Below are 20,218 nucleotides of genomic sequence, written 5' to 3'. Positions count from 1 at the left end.
GGGCGAGGGGCTTCGCAGCGATGGCGGATGGGGGAATCTATTTGGCCGATGAGTTCATCCTCGAAACCAGCGGATTGACCAAGGAATTCGCGGGTTTCTTCGCCGTTCGCGACGTCGCGTTGAAAGTGCGTCGGGGCAGTATCCATGCGTTGATCGGGCCGAACGGCGCCGGCAAGACGACCTGTTTCAATCTGCTGACCAAATTCCTGAAGCCGTCGGCAGGCCAGATTCGCTACAAGGGCCACGACATCACCGCGATGCCGCCGGCCGACGTTGCGCGGCTCGGGCTGGTCCGTTCGTTTCAGATTTCGGCGGTATTTCCGCATCTGACCGCGCTCGAGAACGTTCGCGTGGCGCTGCAGCGGCAACACGGTTCGTCGTTCGATTTCTGGCGTTCGAAAAGCGTGCTCGACCGCTTCAATCCGCGCGCCCGCGAACTCCTGAACGACGTCGGCTTGAGCGAATTCGCCAACACGCCGGCGGTCGAGATGCCGTACGGCCGCAAGCGCGCACTTGAAATTGCAACGACGCTCGCGCTCGACCCCGAGATGATGCTGCTCGACGAGCCGATGGCCGGCATGGGCCACGAGGACATCGACAAGATCGCGGCGCTGATCAAGCGGATCTCCGCGAAATACACCATCCTGATGGTCGAACATAACCTCTCGGTGGTGGCCAATCTCTCCGACATCATCACCGTGCTGACGCGCGGGCAGGTGCTGGCGGAGGGCAACTACGCCGACCTCTCCAAGGACGAGCGCGTGAAGGAAGCCTATCTGGGAGCGGGTCATGGCTGAGGCAAAACTGGCGGAGAAGCCCGTGGCTGCGGCCGGCGCCGACGTGCTGACGGTCAAGGATTTGCAGGCCTGGTACGGCGAATCCCACATCCTTCACGGCATCAATTTCAACGTGAAGGCCGGCGAGGTGGTGACGCTGCTCGGCCGCAACGGCGCCGGCAAGACCACCACGTTGAAGTCGGTGATGGGCGTCATCGGCAAGCGCTCCGGCTCGATCCGCTTCGACAATCAGGAAATCATCCGCGCCACCTCGGACAGGATCGCGCGGCTCGGCATCGCATTCTGTCCCGAGGAGCGCGGCATTTTCGCCAGCCTCGACGTGCGCGAGAACCTGCTGCTGCCGCCGGTGGTGCGCCCGGGCGGCCTGTCGCTCGACCAGATCTTCACGCTGTTTCCCAACCTGAAGGAGCGCCTCACCAGCCAGGGCACCAAGCTCTCGGGCGGCGAGCAGCAGATGCTGGCGATCGCGCGCATCCTGCGGACCGGCGCGCGCTTCCTGATGCTGGACGAGCCGACCGAAGGGTTGGCGCCGGTCATCATTCAGCAGATCGGGCACACCATTGCGCGCCTGAAGTCGCAGGGTTTCACCATCCTGTTGGTCGAACAGAATTTCCGTTTCGCCTCGACCGTCGCGGACCGCTACTACATTGTCGAGCACGGCAAGGTGATCGACGGCTTCGCCAATTCCGAGCTGTCGGCCAACATGGACAAGCTCCATACCTATCTCGGCGTCTGATATCGCCAGAACCAGAAAATTTAAGACGAGGGAATACGACATGAAGAACAAGGTTTCCGCGCTCCTGCTCGGCACCGCGATGGTGCTCTCGGCTGCAAGCGTCGCCTCCGCCCAGGAAAAGCTCGACAAGACGGTCAAGATCGGCGTGTTGTCCGATCAGTCCGGCCTTTACGCCGACCTCGCCGGTCCCGGCTCGGTGCTGGCGGCGCAGATGGCGGTCGAGGATTCCGGCCTGAAGGCGAAGGGCTGGACCATCGACGTGATCTCCGGCGACCACCAGAACAAGCCGGATATCGGCACCACTATCGCCCGCCAGTGGTTCGACGTCGACAAGGTCGACACCATCGCCGACGTGCCGAATTCCGGCGTCGCGCTCGCGGTCAACAACGTCGTGAAGGAAAAGAACGGCGTCTACATCAATTCGGGCGCCGCCACTTCGGATCTCACCAACGCGCAGTGCTCGCCGAATACCGTGCACTGGACCTACGACACCTACATGCTCGCCCACGCCACCGGCCAGGCGCTGGTGAAGGCGGGCGGGGACACCTGGTTCTTCCTGACCGCCGATTACGCGTTCGGCGCGGCGCTCGAGCGCGACACCACGGCCGTCGTCACCGCCAATGGCGGCAAGGTGGTCGGCGGCGTCAAGCATCCGCTCAACACCGCTGACTTCTCCTCCTTCCTGCTGCAGGCGCAGGCCTCCAAGGCCAAGATCATCGGCCTTGCCAATGCCGGAGGCGACACCACCAACTCGATCAAGCAGGCGGCCGAGTTCGGCATCGTCAAGGGCGGCCAGAAGCTCGCGGCGCTGCTGCTGTTCCTCACCGACGTCAAGGCGATCGGGCTCGAGACCGCGCAGGGCCTCAACTTCACCGAGACGTTCTACTGGGACCTCAACGACAAGACCCGCGCCTTCTCCAAGCGCTTCTCGGAGCGGATGAAGAACAGCGCGCCCCCGACCATGGTGCAGGCCGGCGTCTATGCGGGCCTCACGCATTACTTCAAGGCGCTGGAAGCGCTCGGCGGCAATCCGCATGACGGTGCCAAGGTGGTCGCGAAGATGAAGACGATCCCGACCGACGATCCGCTGTTCGGCAAGGGCGAGGTCGAGGCCAATGGCCGCGTCACCCACGACGCCTATCTGTTCGAAGTGAAGAAGCCCTCGGAGTCCAAGGGACCGTGGGACTTCTACAAGCTGGTCGGCACCGTGCCGGGCAACCAGGCCTTCACGCCGCTCGACAAGAGCACCTGCCCGCTTCTGAAGAAGTGACGATCATGCCCGCCGGCCATGGGCGTGGCCGGCGGGCTTCATCTATCCAGCGAAAGCTCATTCGATGCAGGCTCTCTACGCACAGCTTCTGGTGGGACTGATCAACGGCTCGTTCTACGCGCTGCTCAGTCTGGGGCTCGCCGTCATCTTCGGCATGCTCAACATCATCAATTTCGCGCATGGCGCGCTCTACATGATGGGCGCCTTCGTGGCGTATTTCCTGCTCAACCTGGGCGGCATCAATTACTGGTGGGCGCTGATCATCGCACCCGTCGTGGTCGGCATCTTCGGCATGATCCTGGAGCGGACCATGCTGCAATGGCTGACCGGCCTCGACCATCTCTACGGACTGCTGCTGACCTTCGGCATCGCGCTGATCGTGCAGGGCGTGTTCCAGAACTATTTCGGCTCCTCGGGCCTGCCTTACTCGATCCCGGATCAGCTCAAGGGCGGCGTCAATCTCGGCTTCATGTTCTTACCCGTCTATCGCGGCTGGGTCGTCGTCTTCTCGCTCGTGGTGTGCCTTGCGACCTGGTTCCTGATCGAGAAGACGCAGCTCGGCGCCTATCTGCGCGCCGCGACCGAGAATCCGACGCTGGTGCGCGCGTTCGGCATCAACGTGCCGCGCATGATCACGCTGACCTACGGGCTCGGCGTCGGTCTTGCCGCGCTCGCCGGCGTGCTGTCGGCGCCGATCAACCAGGTCCGCCCGCTGATGGGCGCCGATCTCATCATCGTGGTGTTCGCGGTGGTCGTGATCGGCGGCATGGGCTCGATCATGGGATCGATCATCACCGGCTTCGCGCTCGGCGTGATCGAGGGACTGACCAAGTATTTTTATCCCGAGGCCTCCAACACCGTGGTGTTTGTCCTGATGGTGGTGGTGTTGCTGGTGAAGCCAACGGGACTGACGGGACGGGCGGCTTGATATGTCAGCATTGACCGACGATACACTTCCGATCACGCCGCGCGCGATGCGCGACGAGATGATCGTATTCGCTGCGATGGCGCTGCTGCTGGCGATCGTGCCGTGGACGGGGATCTATCCGTTCTTCGTCATGCAGGCGCTGTGCTTCGCGCTGCTCGCCTGCGCCTTCAACCTCCTGATCGGCTATGGCGGCCTGCTGTCGTTCGGCCACGCGATGTTCCTCGGCACCGCCGGTTACGTCTCGGCGCACGCGCTGAAGGTGTGGGGACTGTCGCCCGAACTCGGCATCCTGGTCGGCACCGCGGCCGCGGCCTTGCTCGGCCTCGCCACCGGCTACATCTCGATCAAGCGGCAGGGCATCTATTTCTCGATGATCACGCTGGCGCTGTCGCAGCTGCTCTACTTCATCTACCTGCAGGCGCCGTTCACCCATGGTGAGGACGGCATCCAGGGCATCCCGCAGGGCCACCTGCTCGGGATCTTCGACCTGTCGAAGCCGATGGTGCTCTATTACGTCGTGCTGGTCGGCTTCCTCGCCGGCTTCCTGCTGATCTACCGCACCATCAACTCGCCGTTCGGCGAGGTGCTGAAGTCGATCCGCGAGAACGAGCCGCGGGCGATATCGCTCGGCTACAAGACCGACCAGTACAAGCTGCTCGCCTTCATCCTGTCGGGCACGCTGGCGGGCTTTGCCGGCTCGCTGAAGGTGTTCGTGGCGCAGAATGCCTCGCTCACCGACGTGCACTGGTCGATGTCCGGTGAAATCGTGCTGATGACGCTGGTCGGCGGTCTCGGCACCATCTTCGGCCCGGTGGTCGGCGCCTTCGTGATCATCGCCATGCAGCAATATCTCGCCGGTTTCGGCCAGTGGGTGACGGTGATCCAGGGCGTGATCTTCGTGGCCTGCGTGCTGCTGTTCCGGCGCGGCCTGGTCGGCGAGCTGGCCCACCTGTTGCGGCGGTCGCTGTAGGGCAGGTCTCGGCGATTTTCGGCCGACATAGCGGTGGACGACCGCCCGTTTGGGCGGTCGATCCCGATGCTTTCCCCGCCAGATGCTCTATGACAGTTCTGTGACAGCCGCTAAAAGGGCTGCCCCGGAACGATGGAACTGAGACATGCTGCGGTGGTTTCGCGCTTTCCTGCCCAAGGAAGAGCGCTTTTTCGACCTGTTCGCCCGCCACGCCCGGACCTCGGTGCAGTGCGCATTGGCGTTGCAGGACATGCTGAAGGGCGGGGAGGAGACACCCGTCTTTTGCCAGCGCGTCAATCAGTTCGAGAACGACGCCGATAGCGTCACCCGCGAGGTCCTGACCGCGGTTCGCCGCACCTTCATCACCCCGTTCGATCGCGGCGATATCAAGAACCTGATCACCTCGATGGACGACGCGGTCGACCAGATGCAGGCGACCGCAAAGGCGGTCATGCTGTTCGAGGTGCGCGAGTTCGAGCCGCCGATGCGCGAGATGGGCGGCCTGATCGTCGAATGTGCCAATCTGGTCGGCCGCGCGCTGCCCCTGTTGCAGTCGATCGGCCACAACGTCTCGATGCTGACCCAGATCACCGAGGAGCTGACCAAGCTCGAGGGCCGGGTCGACGATCTCCAGGATATCGGGCTCAAGGAGCTGTTCCTGAAGCACCGCGACGCCAACACGATGGACTACATCGTCGGCGCGGAGATCTACGATCATCTCGAGAAAGTGGCTGACCGCTTCGACGACGTCGCCAACGAGATCAACTCGATCGTGATCGAGCAAGTGTAGCGGAGTCGTTCACGTGGACGCCACGCTGGGTCTTCCGATTCTGACCATCCTGATCGCGGTCGCGCTGCTGTTCGACTTCCTGAACGGCCTGCACGACGCCGCGAACTCGATCGCGACCATCGTCTCGACCCGCGTGCTGCGGCCGCAATATGCGGTGTTCTGGGCGGCGTTCTTCAACTTCGTCGCGTTCCTGGTGTTCGGCCTGCACGTTGCCAATACCATCGGCACCGGGATCATCGAGCCGTCGGTGGTGGATGCGACCGTGATCTTCGCCGCGCTGGTCGGCGCGATCGTCTGGAACGTGATCACCTGGGCGCTGGGCATTCCGTCGTCGAGCTCGCACGCGCTGATCGGCGGCCTGGTCGGCGCCGGCATGGCGAAGGCGGGCATTTCGGCGGCGGTGTGGAGCGGGCTCTCCAAGACGTTGCTCGCGATCGTGCTGTCGCCGCTGGTCGGCTTCCTGCTGGCGCTGGTGCTGGTCGCGATCGTGTCCTGGCTCTCGGTGCGCTCGACGCCGTTCGCGGTCGATCGCGCCTTCCGCATCCTGCAATTCGCCTCGGCGTCGCTCTATTCGCTCGGCCATGGCGGCAACGACGCGCAGAAGACCATGGGCATCATCGCCGTGCTGCTCTATTCGCAGGGCCATCTCGGCGACACCTTCGAGATTCCGTTCTGGGTGGTGCTGGCCTGCCAGAGCGCGATGGCGCTGGGCACCTTGATGGGCGGCTGGCGGATCGTCCGCACCATGGGGCTGCGGATCACCAAGCTGACGCCGATGCAGGGTTTTTGCGCCGAAACCGGCGGCGCCGCGACGCTGTTCATGGCGACCTATCTCGGGGTTCCCGTATCGACCACACACACCATCACCGGCGCCATCGTCGGCGTCGGCGCGGCACGGCGGCTCTCCGCCGTGCGCTGGAATGTAGCGAGCTCGATCGTCTACGCCTGGGTGATCACGATCCCGGCGTCGGCCGCGGTCGCAGCCGCGAGCTATTGGGCGGTGCAGATTCTGAGGTAGCGTTTTCGAGCGAAGCGGAAGCCGGTTCGTGTTAAGAAAACGCGCCCCAAGGAAGTCATCAGCCGACCAGCTTCAGCCCGACGATGCCGGACACGATCAGCCCGATGCTGGCCAGCCGCATCGCGGTCGCGGGTTCGCCGAGCAGGATGATGCCGAGCGCCGCGGTGCCGACCGCGCCGATCCCGGTCCAGACTGCATAGGCGGTTCCAATCGGCAGCGTCTTGAGCGCGAGGCCAAGCAGGATCACGCTGCCGGCCATCGCCGCCAGCGTCAGCACCGACGGCACCAGCCGCGAGAAACCTTCTGTATATTTCAGCCCGATCGCCCAGCCGATCTCGAGCAGGCCAGCGGTGAACAGAATGGTCCAAGCCATCACGAACCCTCCAGAAAAGGCAGGGTCGTCCCCGCGAATGGTATGGTGAGGAGAAGGTCGTCCTTCCGGTGCCTATATGGGGACGGTGCGGCCGTTCCGCATTGCGACAAAACGCCCTTGATTGCGCCCGTTTTCCCTGCCAAATGCCCCGCCATGTCCGACATTTCAGTTTCAGCCGAATCGCCGTCCCGCTCGCCGCTTTCAGAGGAAGTGGCGCGACGGCGCACCTTCGCGATCATCTCGCACCCGGACGCCGGCAAGACCACGCTGACGGAAAAGCTGCTGCTGTTCGGCGGCGCCATCAATCTCGCGGGCCAGGTCAAGGCCAAGGGCGAGCGGCGCAACACGCGCTCGGACTGGATGAAGATCGAGCGCGAGCGCGGCATCTCGGTCGTCACTTCGGTGATGACCTTCGAGTTCAACGACCTCGTGTTCAACCTGCTGGACACGCCGGGCCACGAGGACTTTTCGGAAGATACCTACCGCACGCTGACCGCGGTCGATTCCGCGGTCATGGTGATCGACGCCGCGAAAGGCATCGAGGCGCGCACCCGAAAGCTGTTCGAGGTGTGCCGGCTGCGCGACATCCCGATCATCACCTTCATCAACAAGATGGACCGCGAGAGCCGCGACACCTTCGAGCTTCTGGACGAGATCGAGAAGACGCTGGCGCTCGACACCACGCCGATGACCTGGCCGGTCGGCCGCGGCCGCGACTTCCTCGGCACCTATGACGTCGTCAATGGCGGCGTGCGGCTGCTGGAGGGCGGCGGCGCCAAGACCGGCGCCACCGAGCAGATCGACATCGCCGATCTCGGCAAGCGCAACCCCAATCTCGACGTCGCCGAGGTCAAGGACGAGCTCGCGCTGGCCTCGGAAGCCTGCAAGCCGTTCGAGCTCGCGGCGTTCCGCGAAGGCCATCTGACGCCGGTCTATTTCGGCAGCGCGCTGCGCAATTTCGGTGTCGGCGATCTGCTGGAAGGCCTCGGCAAGTTCGCGCCGGCGCCGCGCGCGCAGGACTCGGATTTGCGCAAGGTCGAGGCATCGGAGCCGCGCATGAGCGCATTCGTGTTCAAGATCCAGGCCAACATGGATCCGAACCACCGCGACCGCATCGCCTTCGCCCGGCTGTGCTCGGGCAAGCTCAGCCGCGGTATGAAGGCCAAGCTGGTGCGCACCGGCAAGAACATGAGCCTGTCGAGCCCGCAGTTCTTCTTCGCGCAGGACCGCTCGGTCGCCGACGAGGCCTTTGCCGGCGACGTCGTCGGCATTCCGAACCACGGCACGCTGCGGATCGGCGACACCCTGACCGAGGGCGAGGATCTGACCTTTGTCGGCGTGCCGAGCTTCGCGCCGGAAATCGTCCGCCGCGTCCGGCTGACCGATGCGATGAAGGCGAAGAAGCTGAAGGAAGCCTTGCAGCAGATGTCGGAGGAGGGCGTCGTGCAGGTGTTCCGCCCGCGCGACGGCGCGCCGGCGCTGGTCGGCGTGGTCGGCCCGCTGCAGCTCGACGTGCTGAAGGCGCGGCTCGATGCGGAATATTCGCTGCCGGTCGAGTTCGAGATCTCTGAATTCTCGCTGGCGCGCTGGATCTCGTCCGACGACCGCAAGCAGCTCGACGCGTTCATCGCCGCCAACAATTCCGGCATCGCCGACGACGTCGACGGTGATCCCGTGTTCATGGCCAAGAACGAGTTCTATCTCGGCTACACCCGTGAGCGCGCCGAGGGCATCACCTTCTCCAACGTCAAGGACGTGAAGAAGAAGGCGTAGCCTCCGCAGACTCGGTGTCGTCCCCCGGCTGGACCCGGGGACCCGGTACGCCGCGGCCTTAGCGGTCAATCACAGCGGTCTCTCGAATACGGGATCGCCCGGTCGAGCGGGGCGATGACAGACAGTGCGGTGATGGCGATAAAAGCGCGAGGACGTGAACGCGGCCCCGCTTGCCGCGGTCCGGCTGCGGCACCATTTTCCCCGGAGCGCAATCCGGGTTCGCCTGCATGCTCCGACGCGTCGTCATCTGCCTCGCTTTTGCCGTGCTGGCCTTTGCGCTCGCGGGCGCTGCCTCCGCGCGGCAGCGGCATCAGACCAACCCGGTGCCGTTCGCGCACACGCCCTGCAGCGTGCTCGACAGCGGGCCCTGCATCCCATCCTATTGCAGCGTGTTCAACCACGGGCCATGCCTGCCCGAGATCGATTATCCGTACGGCGAAAATCTCCAGCTCACGATCCTGACCGTGCCACCGCAGGATCAGGCCGAGAAGTACCGCAAGCCGGATCATGATCTCGATACCATCGGCGATCTCTTCGCCGCGCTGCGCGCCTGCTGGGCGCCGCCACCGCCGGACGACGCGCGCGAGGGCATGCAGATGTCGGTGCGCTTCAGCTTCAAGCGGACCGGCGAGATGATCGGCGCGCCGCGCCTGACATTTTCGACGCGCGGCATCCCGGCCGACACCCGCACCACCTACCTCAATGCGATCAATGCCTCGCTGGATGCCTGCCTGCCGCTGAAATTCACCGGCGGATTGGGCGGGGCGCTGGCCGGCCGGCCGATCATGATCCGCTATGTCGACAACCGCGAGCTGGCCAAATCGGCCGACAAGCCGTGAGACACGTCGTTCCGGGGCGCGCTTTACCTCGAGATTCCGGGCCCGGCCCTGCGGGTCATCCCGGAATGACGGAGCGCGTGGCTGACGCATTGCCACCCGCCCGGCGAAGGTGATACGCGAGGGCATTGATCGATCAGGGGAGGAACATCGTGGGACTGCTCGTCATGATCCTGGGTCTCGTGCTGTTCCTCGGCGTCCATGTGCTGTCCAGCCTGCGCGAGATGCGCGCCGGCCTGATCAAGGCGATGGGCGAGGGCGTCTACAAGATCGCCTATTCGCTCGCCTCCGCGGCCGGGCTCGTGCTGATCATCTGGGGCTTTGCGCATTATCGCGCGACCGGATGGATCGACGTCTGGACGCCGCCGACAGCGTTCAAGCACATCGCGGTGGCGCTGATGCTGCCCGCCGTCATCCTGGTCGTCGCCTCCTATCTCCGCGGCCGCATCTACACCACGCTGAAGCATCCGATGCTCGCCGGCGTCAAGCTGTGGGCGTTCGCGCATCTGCTCGCCAATGGCGATCTCGGCTCGATCATCCTGTTCGGCTCGTTTCTCGGTTGGGCGGTCTATGACCGCATCTCGCTGAAGCGCCGCGCGGATGCCGGCGCGCCGCCGATTCCGGTGGGGGGCCCAACCAACGACCTGATCGCGATTGCGGTCGGTGTCATCGTCTATCTGGCGCTGGCGTTTGCGTTCCACCCGGTCGTGATCGGCGTGCCTGTCATGGGAGCCTGACTATGTCTGTTCAATCCGCCATCAAGCGCAAGACCGCGCCCGATCTCCGCGCCCGCAAGAACGGCGAGCCGATCGTGATGCTGACGTCGTACCATGCGCACACCGCGGCGCTGCTCGACAAGCATTGCGACGCCATCCTGGTCGGCGACTCCCTCGGCAACGTGATGCATGGATTCGAGACCACGGTGCCGGTCACGCTCAACATGATGATCCTACAGGGCCGCGCGGTGATGCGCGGCTCGCAAGCTGCGCTGGTCGTGGTCGACATGCCATTCGGCTCCTATGAAGAGTCGAAGGAGCAGGCGTTCCGGTCGGCGGTGCGGATCATGAAGGAGACGCTGTGCGGCGCGGTCAAGCTCGAGGGCGGCGTGCGGATGGCCGAGACGGTGGCGTTCCTGTCCGAGCGCGGCATTCCGGTGATGGGTCATATCGGGCTGACGCCGCAATCGATCAACACGCTCGGCTCGTTCCGCGCGCAGGGGCGCGAGGAGGAGAACTGGGCGCCGATCGAGAACGACGCCAGGGCTATCGCGGAGGCGGGCGCGTTCTCGATCGTGGTCGAGGCGGTCGCCGAGCCGCTGGCGCGCAAGATCACGCAAGCGATCGCCGTTCCCACCATCGGTATCGGCGCCAGCGCGGCCTGCGACGGCCAGGTGCTGGTGCTGGAGGACATGCTCGGCCTGTCGTCGCGCGCGCCGAAATTCGTACGCCGCTACGGCAATCTCGGCCCCGCGATCGAGGAGGCGGTCGCTGGCTATGCGCGCGACGTGAAGAGCCGCGCCTTCCCGGGGCCGGAGCACGTCTACGGCATGAAGAAGAGCTGACGGGGCAGACATGGACTGGTCGCAGCACGCAATTCCGCCGATGCGGCTCGAGCCGCGCTTCGGCGACCGCGTCGTGCCGGCTTTTCCGGAACGGCCCGGCAGCCTGTGGGCGATGATCGCGGACGCCGTTGCGCAGAACGGCGACGGCGAGGCGCTGGTCTGCGGCGCGACGCGGCTGAGCTGGCGCGAGGTCGCGGAGAAATCGGCCAAGGTCGCGGCGGGCTTTGCAAAACTCGGCCTTGCGCCCGGCGACCGCGTCGCGATCCTGCTCGGCAACCGCATCGAATTCGTGCTGATGATGTTCGCCGCCGCGCATGCCGGGCTGGTCACGGTGCTGCTCTCGACGCGCCAGCAGAAGCCCGAGATCGCCTATGTGCTGAACGATTGCGGCGCGACGCTTCTGGTCCATGAAGCCACGCTCGCGGATCGCATCCCCGATGCCGCCGACATTCCCGGTCTCAAGCATCGCATTTCCGTCAGCGACGGCGGCGCGTCGCAATTCGCTGGCCTCGCCGACAACGCTCCGGCCCAGGCACCGGCACAGGTGAGGGAAGAGGACACCGCGATGATCCTCTACACCTCGGGCACCACGGGCCGGCCGAAGGGCGCCATGCTCGCGCATTGCAACATCATCCACTCCTCGATGGTGTTCGCCTCGTGCCTGAAGCTGACCAGGGCCGATCGCTCGATCGCCGCGGTGCCGCTCGCGCATGTCACCGGCGCGGTCGCCAACATCACGACGATGGCGCGCTGCGCCGGCGCACTGATCATCATGCCGGAGTTCAAGGCCTCGGAATATCTGAAGGTCGCGGCGCGCGAGCGCGTCACCTACACGGTGATGGTGCCGGCGATGTACAATCTCTGCCTGATGCAGCCGGATTTCGACAGCTACGACCTGTCGAGCTGGCGGATCGGCGGCTTCGGCGGCGCGCCGATGCCGGTCGCAACCATCGAAAAACTCGACGCCAAGATTCCCGGGCTGAAGCTTGCGAATTGCTACGGCGCGACCGAGACCACGTCGCCCTCGACGCTGATGCCGGGCGAACTGACCGCCGCCCATATCGACAGCGTCGGCCTGCCGTGCCCCGGCGCCGAGATCGTCGTGATGGGCGCCGACGGCCGCGAACTGCCACGCGGCGAGATCGGCGAGCTCTGGATCCGCAGCGCCTCGGTCATCAAGGGCTACTGGAACAATCCGAACGCGACCGCCGAGAGTTTTACGGCCGGCTTCTGGCATTCCGGTGATCTCGGTTCGATCGACGCGGCGAACTTCGTCCGCGTGTTCGACCGCCAGAAGGACATGATCAACCGCGGCGGACTGAAGATCTATTCCGCCGAGGTCGAGTCCGTCCTGGCCGGCCATCCCGCCGTGGTCGAGAGCGCGATCATCGCCAAACCGTGCCCGGTGCTCGGCGAGCGCGTGCACGCCGTGATCGTGACCCGCACCGACGTGAATGCGGAGAGCCTGCGCGCCTGGTGCGCCGGGCGGCTCTCCGACTACAAGGTGCCGGAGACCATGGCGCTGACATCAGTGCCGCTGCCGCGCAACGCCAACGGCAAGGTGATCAAGCGGCAGCTGCGCGAGAGCCTATCAGCAGGGGCGCAGCGGGCGTCGACGTAGCATCCACGAACTCGGTGCGGTGCACCTCCCCGCTTGCGGGGTCGAGACGAGCGTAGCTCGCTCTTAGGTCGGATCGCATCGTCGGATGCGATCCGGGTAGGGGCTCTCTTCGCACAGGGACACTTTCATTGATCCGACTCGTGGAGACTCCCCAGCCCAACCCTCCCCCGCAAGCGGGAGAGGGAGCCGGCCGCTGTCGTATGCCGCTGCAAACGTCCCCCGTTAACGCTTTGATCCGCCTCGCTTTGCCTTGCCTCCGCCACACCATTAGGGTAACGCCGCCGCGATGTGGGGATCGGGTAGGGGCTGGGCCCCACCGATGGCAGCGGTCCCGAGGGGATGGGATAGCCTTAAGTGTCTGAATTATTTGACGAAGTCGACGAGGAAGTCCGTCGCGATCAGCTCAAGAAGCTGTGGGACAAGTACTCGCTCTTTATCATCGCCCTGGCGATCTTGATCGTTGCGGGCGTCGGTGGCTGGCGCGGCTACCAGTATCTCGAGGCCAGGAAGGCCGCCGAGGCCGGCGCGGCGTTCGACCGCGCCGTCGAACTGTCCGATCAAAACAAGCACGCCGAGGCCGAGGCCGCCTTTGCCGCCCTCATCACCAAGGCGCCGTCGGGTTACCGCAACCTGGCGCGGCTGCGCATGGCCGCAGAGGTCGCGACCCGCGATCAGCCGGCTGCCGCGAAGCTCTACGACGAGATCGCAGCCGACCGCAGCGTCGGCGGTCCCGAGCAGGACCTGGCGCGGATCCGCGCCGCGCAGATCCTGATGGAGACCACCACCTATCCGAACATGCTGCAACGGCTGGAGGCGACGGCAACGGCGAAGGACTCGACGTTCCGCCATTCCGCGCGCGAGCTGCTGGCGCTGTCGGCCTGGCGCGCCAACGATGCCACCGCCGCGCGGCAGTGGCTCGACCAGATTGCCAATGACGGCGAGACGCCGCCGAGCATGCGCTCGCGCGCCGAGGCGCTGCAGGCCTTGTTGCCGCCGGTCGCGAAAAGCTGACTTGAGGCATGATCCGGAAAAGTGGGAACCGGTTTTCCGATCGGATCATGCCCAGACAAAACCCGAGTTTGAGTGAGAGATCGACCATGCGCCGCTCGCAACGCCTGATCGCAGCCGCAGTACTGACAGCGCTTTGCAGCGTGCTGGCGGGTTGCGGCGGTGGCGGCATGTCCAATTTCGATCCGAGCGACCTGCTCGACTTCCTCGATACCAAGAAGAAGCTTCAGGGCGACCGCAAGCCGGTATTCCCCGAAGGCGTGCCCGGCCTCGAGCAGGGCGTGCCGAAGGAATTGTACAAGGGCTCGCAGCAGGAACAGCTCGATCAGCAGAACGCCGCGGCAGCCGCCGCCCAGCCGGCCCCGCCGCCGGAGCCGCCGAAGGGCGCCAAGAAGCACGCCAAGGGCAGGGCAGCGCCGGCCGCAGATCAGGCGGCTGCGCCCGATGCCGCAGCCGAGGAGGGCGCGCCCGCCGCGCTGCCGCCGGAGCCGAAGCCGAAGAAGATCGTCCGCCGCCGCACCACCGCGCCACCCGCCGACGATCAGCAGGCGCAGCCCGCGGCGCCGGCCCAGCAGACCCAGACCACGCAACAATCCGGCGGCGCCTTCCCCGCACCGCTACCGAGCGGCGGATTTAGCCGCTAGGCTCCTGCTTCAATTCATTGACGCGCGCCGCGACGCGGCGCCTGGATGATCCATGTCTTTTACCATCGCCATTATCGGCCGGCCCAATGTCGGAAAGTCGACGCTGTTCAACCGGCTGGTCGGCCAGAAGCTTGCGCTGGTCGACGACGAGCCCGGCGTGACACGTGACCGACGCGAGGGCCAGGCCAAGCTCTACGACCTCGACTTCACCATCATCGATACTGCGGGCCTCGACGAAGGCGCCAAGGGCTCGCTGACGGCGCGGATGCAGGAGCAGACCGAAACTGCGATCGAGCTCGCCGACGCCCTGATGTTCGTGATCGACGCCCGCGTCGGCCTGACGCCGACCGATCGTGCCTTCGCCGACTTCGCGCGAAAGGCCAACAAGCCGGTGGTGCTGGTCGCCAACAAGGCCGAGGGCAAGCATGGCGAGATCGGCGCGATGGAATCCTACGCGCTCGGGCTCGGCGATCCCGTCCAGATCTCGGCCGAGCATGGCGAGGGCATGGGCGACCTCCACGAGGCGCTGAGCGCGCTGGTGCCGGAGACACCGGAGCAAGACGACGAGCTCGAGGATGACGAGGACATCTCGGAGGAGGAGGCCGCGCAGCGCCCGATCCGCGTCGCCATCGTCGGCCGGCCGAATGCCGGCAAGTCGACGTTGATCAACCATCTGCTCGGCGAGGAGCGGCTGCTGACCAGTCCCGAGGCCGGCACCACGCGCGATTCCATCGCGGTCGAGATCACTTGGCAGGGCCGCCAGTTCCGGGTGTTCGACACCGCCGGCCTGCGCCGCCGCTCGCGGATCGAGGAGAAACTGGAGAAGCTCTCGGTCGCCGACGCGTTGCGCGCGGTGCGCTTTGCCGAAGTCGTCGTGATGATGATGGACGCGCAGAACAAGTTCGAGGAGCAGGACCTGCGCATCGCCGACCTGATCGAGCGCGAAGGCCGCGCCATCGTGCTCGCGGTCAACAAATGGGACCTCGTCGAGCGCAAACCCAACCAGATCTCGCAACTGCGCACCGATGCCGACCACTGGCTGCCGCAGGTCAAGGGCGCGCCGATCGTCGCCGTCTCCGGCCTGATGGGCGAGGGCATCGACCGCCTGATGACGGCGATCCAGGAGGCCTATGCGGTCTGGAACCGGCGCTTGCCGACCTCGGCGCTCAATCGCTGGTTCGAGCAGGCGATCCAGGCCAACCCGCCGCCGGCGGTCTCGGGCCGCAGGCTGAAGCTGAACTACATCACGCAGGTGAAGGCGCGCCCGCCGAGCTTCGTGCTGTTCTGCTCGCGCGCCGACGCGATCCCGCGATCCTATCTGCGTTACCTCATCAACTCGCTGCGCGAGACCTTCGATCTGCCGGGCACGCCTGTTAGAATCACGCTGCGCGAGAAGGCCAATCCGTTCGCACACAAGCGCAAACGGCCGTCGTGAGCGAAGGGGGGGAGAGCGACACGGTTGCTGAAGCGCAACCGCGCAGCGGCGCGGTGATCTTCATCTTCATCACCCTGCTGCTCGACATGCTCGCGATCGGGATCATCATCCCGATCCTGCCCAAGCTGATCGAGGGCTTCGTCAACAACGACACCGCCAACGCGGCGCGCATCTTCGGCGTGTTCGGCTCGATCTGGGCCTTGATGCAGTTCGTCTGCTCGCCGATCCTCGGCGCACTGTCCGATCGCTTCGGCCGCCGGCCGGTGGTGCTGCTGTCGAATTTCGGTCTCGCCGCCGACTATGTGCTGATGGCGCTGGCGCCGAACCTGATCTGGCTGTTCATCGGGCGGGCGATCTCGGGCATCACCTCGTCGAGCATCTCGACCGTGTTCGCCTATATCGCCGACGTCACCGCGCCGGAGCAGCGCGCCGCGATGTTCGGCAAGATCGGCGTCGCGTTCGGCGCCGGCTTCATCCTCGGACCGGCGCTCGGCGGCCTGCTCGGCGAGATCGATCCGCGGCTGCCGTTCTGGGCGGCGGCGGGTCTGAGCTTCGTCAACGGGCTCTACGGCCTGCTCATCCTGCCGGAATCGCTGCCCGTGGAGCGGCGCGCGCCGTTCAAATGGAAGAGCGCCAATCCGATCGGCGCGCTGCATTTTCTGCGCTCGAACCGGACGCTCGCCGGCCTGTCGCTGGCGACGTTCTTCGGCCAGCTCGCGCATGTCGTGCTGCCCTCGGTGTTCGTGCTCTACGCCACCTATCGCTATGGCTGGGACACCGGCGCCGTCGGTGCGACGCTGGCGCTGGTCGGCCTCTGCGGCATGATCGTGCAGGGCGCGGCGATCGGCCCGATCGTGCAGCGCCTCGGCGAGCGCAACGCGCTGTTCCTCGGCCTTGTCTGCGGCGCCCTGGGCTTCGTGATCTTCGGCGTCGCGCCGACCGGCCAGCTGTTCTGGATCGGCATTCCCGTGATGGCGCTGTGGGGCCTCTCGGGCGCTGCGACGCAGGCGCTGACGACGCAGCTCGTCGCCGCCGACCAGCAGGGCCAGCTGCAGGGCGCGACATCGAGCGTGCAGAGCATGTCGGAATTGATCGGCCCGTTCCTGTTCACGCTGATCTTCGCGTATTTCATCGGCGACAACGTGCCGGTGAAGCTGCCCGGCGCGCCGTTCTATTTGGCCGGCGCGCTGCTGCTGCTCGCGCTCGCCATCGCCTGGCGCGCGACGGCGGCGAAGAAAGCCTAGGGCTGGCAAAGCCGCTCGCCGAACGGATCCACCACGAGACGCTCTATTCCGTCGCGATGAACGAGAATCCCGAATTGATGGCGATGCCGCGCGATGTCGACATCAAGAAGGTCGCGCTGATGAAGGCCGAGGCGAGGGATCCCGATCTCGCGCTGCTGCGCTGGGCGGCGGCGCGGGGGCTGCTGCTGAGCTCGTTGTTCGGCATGTTGTCGCTGACCGAGGCGGAGCGCGACCGCCTGTTCGCGCGATTGCTCGACGACAGCAAGTGGACCGCGATGGAGCAGGGTGCGACCGAGACAACAAAGCTGTCCAGGACGACGGCGGCACGCGCGGCATCGCCGCGGCCTGCACCGGCCACAAAGCCGGCATCGGCGCACAAGCGCGGCTGAATTTTCGGCGCTGCCGAAAGCTCAACGCCGCCCAAGCGGAATATGGATCGCTTGGCGGCGTTGGATCGAAGTAAGAAGATGCAAAAAGTCATTGCGGGGCGATGCGCAGCATCGAACCCGGAATCTCGAGATTCTCCGGGGCGCACTCGCCCCTGAGGTTCGCGCGTTGCGCGCCCGGAATGACCGCTACGCGGTCACTTCTTCACCAGCGGACAGTCGCTGGCCTCAAGCGGCTTCGCGGCGTCTTCCGGCGCGATGGTGGCGATCAGCTTGTAATAGTCCCACGGGTATTTGGACTCTTCGGGCTTCTTCACCTCGAACAGATAGGCCGGAATCAGGCGCCGGCCGTCGGCGCGCAGCGGGCCCTTGCCGAACAGCGGGTCGTCGGTCGGCAATTCCTTCATCTTGGCGACGACCTTGGCGCCGTCATGCGGATTGCCGCCGAGCGCTTCCATCGCCTTGAGATAGTGCAGCACCATCGCGTAGTTGCCGGCCTGGGTCATCGACGGCATCGCGTTCTTGCTGGCCAAAGCGGCGAACCGCTTCGACCAGGCGCGGGTCTGGTCGTTCATGTCCCAGTAGAAGGATTCGGTGAACGTCAGGCCTTGCGCGGTCTTCAACCCGAGCGAATGCACGTCGTTGATGAACAGCAGTAGCGCCGCGAGCTTTTGGCCGCCGGAAACGATGCCGAATTCGGCCGCCTGCTTGATCGCATTGGTGGTGTCGCCGCCGGCATTGGCGAGGCCGACCACCTTGGCCTTGGACGATTGTGCCTGCAGCAGGAACGACGAGAAATCGGCGGTGTTGATCGGATGCTTGACGCTTCCGAGCACCTTGCCGCCATTGCCGTTGACGACCGCGGTGGTGTCGCGCTCAAGCGCGTGGCCGAATGCATAGTCGGCCGTCAGGAAGAACCAGGTGTCGCCGCCGGCCTTCGTCAGTGCCTTGCCGGTGCCGTTGGCCAGCATGTAGGTGTCGTAGGTATATGAAATCGTGTTCGGCGTGCAGGCCTTGCCGGTGAGGTCGGCGGTCGCTGCGCCCGAATTCAGCAGGACGATGTTCTTCTCCTTGGCGAGGTTGTTGACCGCAAGCGCCACGCCGGAGTTCGGCGTGTCGGCGATCGCATCGACCTTCTCGTTGTCGACCCACTGCCGAGCGATGTTGACGCCGACGTCGGGCTTGTTCTGGTGGTCGCCACTCAGGACGTCGATCTTCCAGCCCTTCTTGAGCAGGCCGGAATCCTCGACGGCCATCTTGATCGCGACCACCGAGTTCGGTCCGCCGATGTCGGCATAGAGGCTCGACATATCGTTCAGCACGCCGATCTTGACGGTCTTGTCCTGCGCGAACGCAGAGGTTGAGAAGCCGAGTGCAGCGCAAGCAAGAAGCGCGGCGCAGCGCCGCGCAAACGTCGTTGTCATGAAATTCCCTCCACTGTCTAAAGCTCGGGCAGCCCTCTTGCGGAGCCTTTTTGCCGGTCGCTCAGGTTCCCGCTTACCCTTTCCCGGGGGAGGCGGCAATCCGTATAAAGCCGCATGAACTGCGTCGAACCGTCATCCCGCATGCTGCTTATTTGAGTGCGTCCGAGGTCAGCCTGAATTTCTGGATCCGCTTTCCGGTGTCGACCTCGGCGGTATAGACGTTGCCCTGGGCGTCGACCGCAAGCGCGTGCACCCAGTGGAATTGCCCGGCGTTGCGGCCGTTGCGGCCGAAGCTGCCGACCACCGCGCCGTCGTCACGCCTGATGATGCGGATCTCGTTGTTCTCGCCGTCGGCGGAGAGCAGGTAGGTCTGCTTGGGATCGGACCACAGCGCGATGTCCCACACCGCGCCGTTGCCGAGCGTGCTCTTCTCGAAGAAGAACTCCTTCACGAAGCTGCCGTCCTTCCTGAACACCTGGATGCGGTTGTTGATGCGGTCGCAGACATAGACCAGTCCGTCATTGGCGATCTTCACGCAGTGCACCGGATTGCCGAACTGCTGCGCGACCTGCGCCTTCGGATCGTAGGGCGGCTGCTTGGCGTCATCGGGCTTGTTGCCATAGGCGCCCCAGTGCCGCTTGTAGGCGCCGGTAGTGGCATCGAACACGATGACGCGCCGGTTGCCGTAACCGTCGGCGACGTAGATCTCGTTGGCCTCCTTGTCGATCGCGGTCTCGGCGGGCTTGCCGAGCTGGGTGGTGTCGTTGCTGCCCTTGCTCGGCGCGATCGAGCCGATCTGCGCGACGAACTTGCCGTCGAGGGTGAACTTGAGGATCGCATTGTCATTGTCGGCATTGCCGCCGATCCAGACGAAGCCGCGCTCGTCGACCTCGATGCCGTGCTCGCGGCCAACCCACTCATAGCCGTCACCCGGGCCGCCCCAGGACCGCAGCAGATTGCCGTCAGCGTCGAATTCGAGCACCGGCGGCGCCGAGACGCAGCATTTTGAGCGTGGCGGATTGAGACTCGCGCCCTTCTCGTCGTCGGTCAGCGAGCGCGGCCGGTGGATCATCCAGATATGGCCCTGCCAATCCACCGTGATGCCGCCGACCTGGCCGAGGATCCAGTTGTTCGGCAGCGGCTTTGGCCAGGACGCGTCGACCGCGAAGGTCGGGACGTCGCCGGCCCCGGCGGGCGCGTGCAGAGTGAGAAGGGCCGATGATGCGATGCAGGCGGAGAGAAACAATCCGGACAGAATGGAGCGCGCGCGATTGAACGTCGGCGTCATTGGTTGCCTCCCGAGATTTTTCTTGGCGGGCTGTTCCGCTTGGGAGCGCAGTCAATCGTGAGGCGGGAAGCGAGTCAATCGCAAGGAGGTGCGTAGCCCGGATGGAGCGAAGCGAA

The 20,218-nt window shown here is 65.2% G+C and carries 20 protein-coding genes; 17 read left to right on the top strand and 3 right to left on the bottom strand.

The window, feature by feature from the left end:
* Positions 1–41 precede the first annotated feature (41 nt).
* From E2I15_RS09085 to E2I15_RS09055, 7 genes are all read left to right on the top strand, one after another.
* On the top strand, positions 42–797 hold the full coding sequence (locus E2I15_RS09085; protein WP_137479753.1) for an ABC transporter ATP-binding protein: 756 nt from the start codon (positions 42–44) through the stop codon (positions 795–797).
* Positions 790–1,533: an ABC transporter ATP-binding protein gene (locus tag E2I15_RS09080; protein WP_137479754.1), complete on the top strand. Its 744-nt coding sequence runs from the start codon at positions 790–792 to the stop codon at positions 1,531–1,533. Before E2I15_RS09085 ends, E2I15_RS09080 begins: the two co-directional genes overlap by 8 nt.
* A gap of 40 nt (positions 1,534–1,573) precedes the next feature.
* Positions 1,574–2,803 carry an ABC transporter substrate-binding protein gene (locus tag E2I15_RS09075; RefSeq protein WP_137479755.1) on the top strand — a complete coding sequence of 410 codons (1,230 nt, stop codon included), beginning with the start codon at positions 1,574–1,576 and terminating at the stop codon, positions 2,801–2,803.
* 64 nt (positions 2,804–2,867) lie between these two features.
* Positions 2,868–3,731: a branched-chain amino acid ABC transporter permease gene (locus E2I15_RS09070; RefSeq protein ID WP_137479756.1), complete on the top strand. Its 864-nt coding sequence runs from the start codon at positions 2,868–2,870 to the stop codon at positions 3,729–3,731.
* A gap of 1 nt (position 3,732) precedes the next feature.
* Complete coding sequence (locus tag E2I15_RS09065) at positions 3,733–4,701, top strand: branched-chain amino acid ABC transporter permease (protein WP_137479757.1); 969 nt, start codon at positions 3,733–3,735, stop codon at positions 4,699–4,701.
* 145 nt (positions 4,702–4,846) lie between these two features.
* A complete protein-coding gene (locus E2I15_RS09060) occupies positions 4,847–5,491 on the top strand; it encodes a DUF47 domain-containing protein (protein ID WP_057019846.1) in 645 nt (214 codons plus the stop codon).
* Positions 5,492–5,504: 13 nt separating this feature from the next.
* On the top strand, positions 5,505–6,509 hold the full coding sequence (locus tag E2I15_RS09055) for an inorganic phosphate transporter (RefSeq protein ID WP_137479758.1): 1,005 nt from the start codon (positions 5,505–5,507) through the stop codon (positions 6,507–6,509).
* A gap of 58 nt (positions 6,510–6,567) precedes the next feature.
* On the opposite strand, the gene sugE is transcribed toward E2I15_RS09055, so the two are convergent.
* A complete protein-coding gene (gene sugE, locus E2I15_RS09050; protein ID WP_137479759.1) occupies positions 6,568–6,882 on the bottom strand; it encodes a quaternary ammonium compound efflux SMR transporter SugE in 315 nt (104 codons plus the stop codon).
* A 153-nt stretch (positions 6,883–7,035) separates the two neighbouring features.
* On the opposite strand from sugE, the gene E2I15_RS09045 reads away from it, so the two are divergent.
* From E2I15_RS09045 to E2I15_RS09000, 10 genes are all read left to right on the top strand, one after another.
* A complete protein-coding gene (locus tag E2I15_RS09045) occupies positions 7,036–8,655 on the top strand; it encodes a peptide chain release factor 3 (RefSeq protein WP_018271257.1) in 1,620 nt (539 codons plus the stop codon).
* A 227-nt stretch (positions 8,656–8,882) separates the two neighbouring features.
* The gene (locus tag E2I15_RS09040; protein WP_137479760.1) at positions 8,883–9,494 is read left to right on the top strand and encodes a UCP034077 family protein; all 612 of its coding nucleotides are present in this window, start codon (positions 8,883–8,885) and stop codon (positions 9,492–9,494) included.
* A gap of 149 nt (positions 9,495–9,643) precedes the next feature.
* Positions 9,644–10,228, top strand: coding sequence for an NnrU family protein (locus tag E2I15_RS09035; RefSeq protein ID WP_137479761.1), 585 nt, complete (start codon positions 9,644–9,646; stop codon positions 10,226–10,228).
* 2 nt (positions 10,229–10,230) lie between these two features.
* Positions 10,231–11,052, top strand: a complete 822-nt coding sequence (gene panB, locus E2I15_RS09030) for a 3-methyl-2-oxobutanoate hydroxymethyltransferase (protein ID WP_137479762.1) — start codon at positions 10,231–10,233, stop codon at positions 11,050–11,052.
* A 10-nt stretch (positions 11,053–11,062) separates the two neighbouring features.
* Positions 11,063–12,673 (top strand): class I adenylate-forming enzyme family protein, encoded by a 1,611-nt coding sequence (locus tag E2I15_RS09025; RefSeq protein ID WP_137479763.1) that lies wholly within the window; start codon positions 11,063–11,065, stop codon positions 12,671–12,673.
* A gap of 354 nt (positions 12,674–13,027) precedes the next feature.
* Positions 13,028–13,684, top strand: a complete 657-nt coding sequence (locus tag E2I15_RS09020) for a tetratricopeptide repeat protein (RefSeq protein WP_016839891.1) — start codon at positions 13,028–13,030, stop codon at positions 13,682–13,684.
* An 86-nt stretch (positions 13,685–13,770) separates the two neighbouring features.
* The gene (locus E2I15_RS09015) at positions 13,771–14,325 is read left to right on the top strand and encodes a hypothetical protein (RefSeq protein WP_137479764.1); all 555 of its coding nucleotides are present in this window, start codon (positions 13,771–13,773) and stop codon (positions 14,323–14,325) included.
* A 52-nt stretch (positions 14,326–14,377) separates the two neighbouring features.
* A complete protein-coding gene (gene der / locus E2I15_RS09010; protein WP_137479765.1) occupies positions 14,378–15,760 on the top strand; it encodes a ribosome biogenesis GTPase Der in 1,383 nt (460 codons plus the stop codon).
* Positions 15,757–17,004 carry an MFS transporter gene (locus E2I15_RS09005; protein WP_137479766.1) on the top strand — a complete coding sequence of 416 codons (1,248 nt, stop codon included), beginning with the start codon at positions 15,757–15,759 and terminating at the stop codon, positions 17,002–17,004. Before der ends, E2I15_RS09005 begins: the two co-directional genes overlap by 4 nt.
* A complete protein-coding gene (locus E2I15_RS09000; protein ID WP_283810536.1) occupies positions 16,974–17,393 on the top strand; it encodes a hypothetical protein in 420 nt (139 codons plus the stop codon). The genes E2I15_RS09005 and E2I15_RS09000 overlap by 31 nt, the downstream gene beginning before the upstream one ends.
* A 194-nt stretch (positions 17,394–17,587) precedes the next feature.
* Here E2I15_RS09000 and E2I15_RS08995 read toward each other — a convergent pair whose 3' ends face one another.
* Together E2I15_RS08995 and E2I15_RS08990 are read right to left on the bottom strand one after the other, a co-directional pair.
* Positions 17,588–18,814: an ABC transporter substrate-binding protein gene (locus E2I15_RS08995; RefSeq protein WP_137479767.1), complete on the bottom strand. Its 1,227-nt coding sequence runs from the start codon at positions 18,812–18,814 to the stop codon at positions 17,588–17,590.
* Positions 18,815–18,962: 148 nt separating this feature from the next.
* Positions 18,963–20,102: an NHL repeat-containing protein gene (locus tag E2I15_RS08990; protein ID WP_137479768.1), complete on the bottom strand. Its 1,140-nt coding sequence runs from the start codon at positions 20,100–20,102 to the stop codon at positions 18,963–18,965.
* Positions 20,103–20,218 lie beyond the last annotated feature (116 nt).

This window comes from Bradyrhizobium sp. BR2003 (assembly GCF_009720285.1).
In the GTDB taxonomy this organism is placed as follows: domain Bacteria; phylum Pseudomonadota; class Alphaproteobacteria; order Rhizobiales; family Xanthobacteraceae; genus Bradyrhizobium; species Bradyrhizobium elkanii.
The sequence above is the reverse complement of the archived record's forward strand: the minus strand, read 5'-3'. Positions and strand labels throughout refer to the sequence as shown.

Bases quoted from the DNA above. Each gene is read 5' to 3' on its own strand.
- E2I15_RS09080 (WP_137479754.1), top strand. From the start codon at position 790: ATGGCTGAGGCAAAACTGGCGGAGAAGCCCGTGGCTGCGGCCGGCGCC.
- E2I15_RS09075 (WP_137479755.1), top strand. From the start codon at position 1,574: ATGAAGAACAAGGTTTCCGCGCTCCTGCTCGGCACCGCGATGGTGCTC.
- E2I15_RS09070 (WP_137479756.1), top strand. From the start codon at position 2,868: ATGCAGGCTCTCTACGCACAGCTTCTGGTGGGACTGATCAACGGCTCG.
- E2I15_RS09065 (WP_137479757.1), top strand. From the start codon at position 3,733: ATGTCAGCATTGACCGACGATACACTTCCGATCACGCCGCGCGCGATG.
- E2I15_RS09060 (WP_057019846.1), top strand. From the start codon at position 4,847: ATGCTGCGGTGGTTTCGCGCTTTCCTGCCCAAGGAAGAGCGCTTTTTC.
- sugE (WP_137479759.1), bottom strand. From the start codon at position 6,882: ATGGCTTGGACCATTCTGTTCACCGCTGGCCTGCTCGAGATCGGCTGG.
- E2I15_RS09045 (WP_018271257.1), top strand. From the start codon at position 7,036: ATGTCCGACATTTCAGTTTCAGCCGAATCGCCGTCCCGCTCGCCGCTT.
- E2I15_RS09040 (WP_137479760.1), top strand. From the start codon at position 8,883: ATGCTCCGACGCGTCGTCATCTGCCTCGCTTTTGCCGTGCTGGCCTTT.
- panB (WP_137479762.1), top strand. From the start codon at position 10,231: ATGTCTGTTCAATCCGCCATCAAGCGCAAGACCGCGCCCGATCTCCGC.
- E2I15_RS09025 (WP_137479763.1), top strand. From the start codon at position 11,063: ATGGACTGGTCGCAGCACGCAATTCCGCCGATGCGGCTCGAGCCGCGC.
- E2I15_RS09015 (WP_137479764.1), top strand. From the start codon at position 13,771: ATGCGCCGCTCGCAACGCCTGATCGCAGCCGCAGTACTGACAGCGCTT.
- der (WP_137479765.1), top strand. From the start codon at position 14,378: ATGTCTTTTACCATCGCCATTATCGGCCGGCCCAATGTCGGAAAGTCG.
- E2I15_RS08995 (WP_137479767.1), bottom strand. From the start codon at position 18,814: ATGACAACGACGTTTGCGCGGCGCTGCGCCGCGCTTCTTGCTTGCGCT.
- E2I15_RS08990 (WP_137479768.1), bottom strand. From the start codon at position 20,102: ATGACGCCGACGTTCAATCGCGCGCGCTCCATTCTGTCCGGATTGTTT.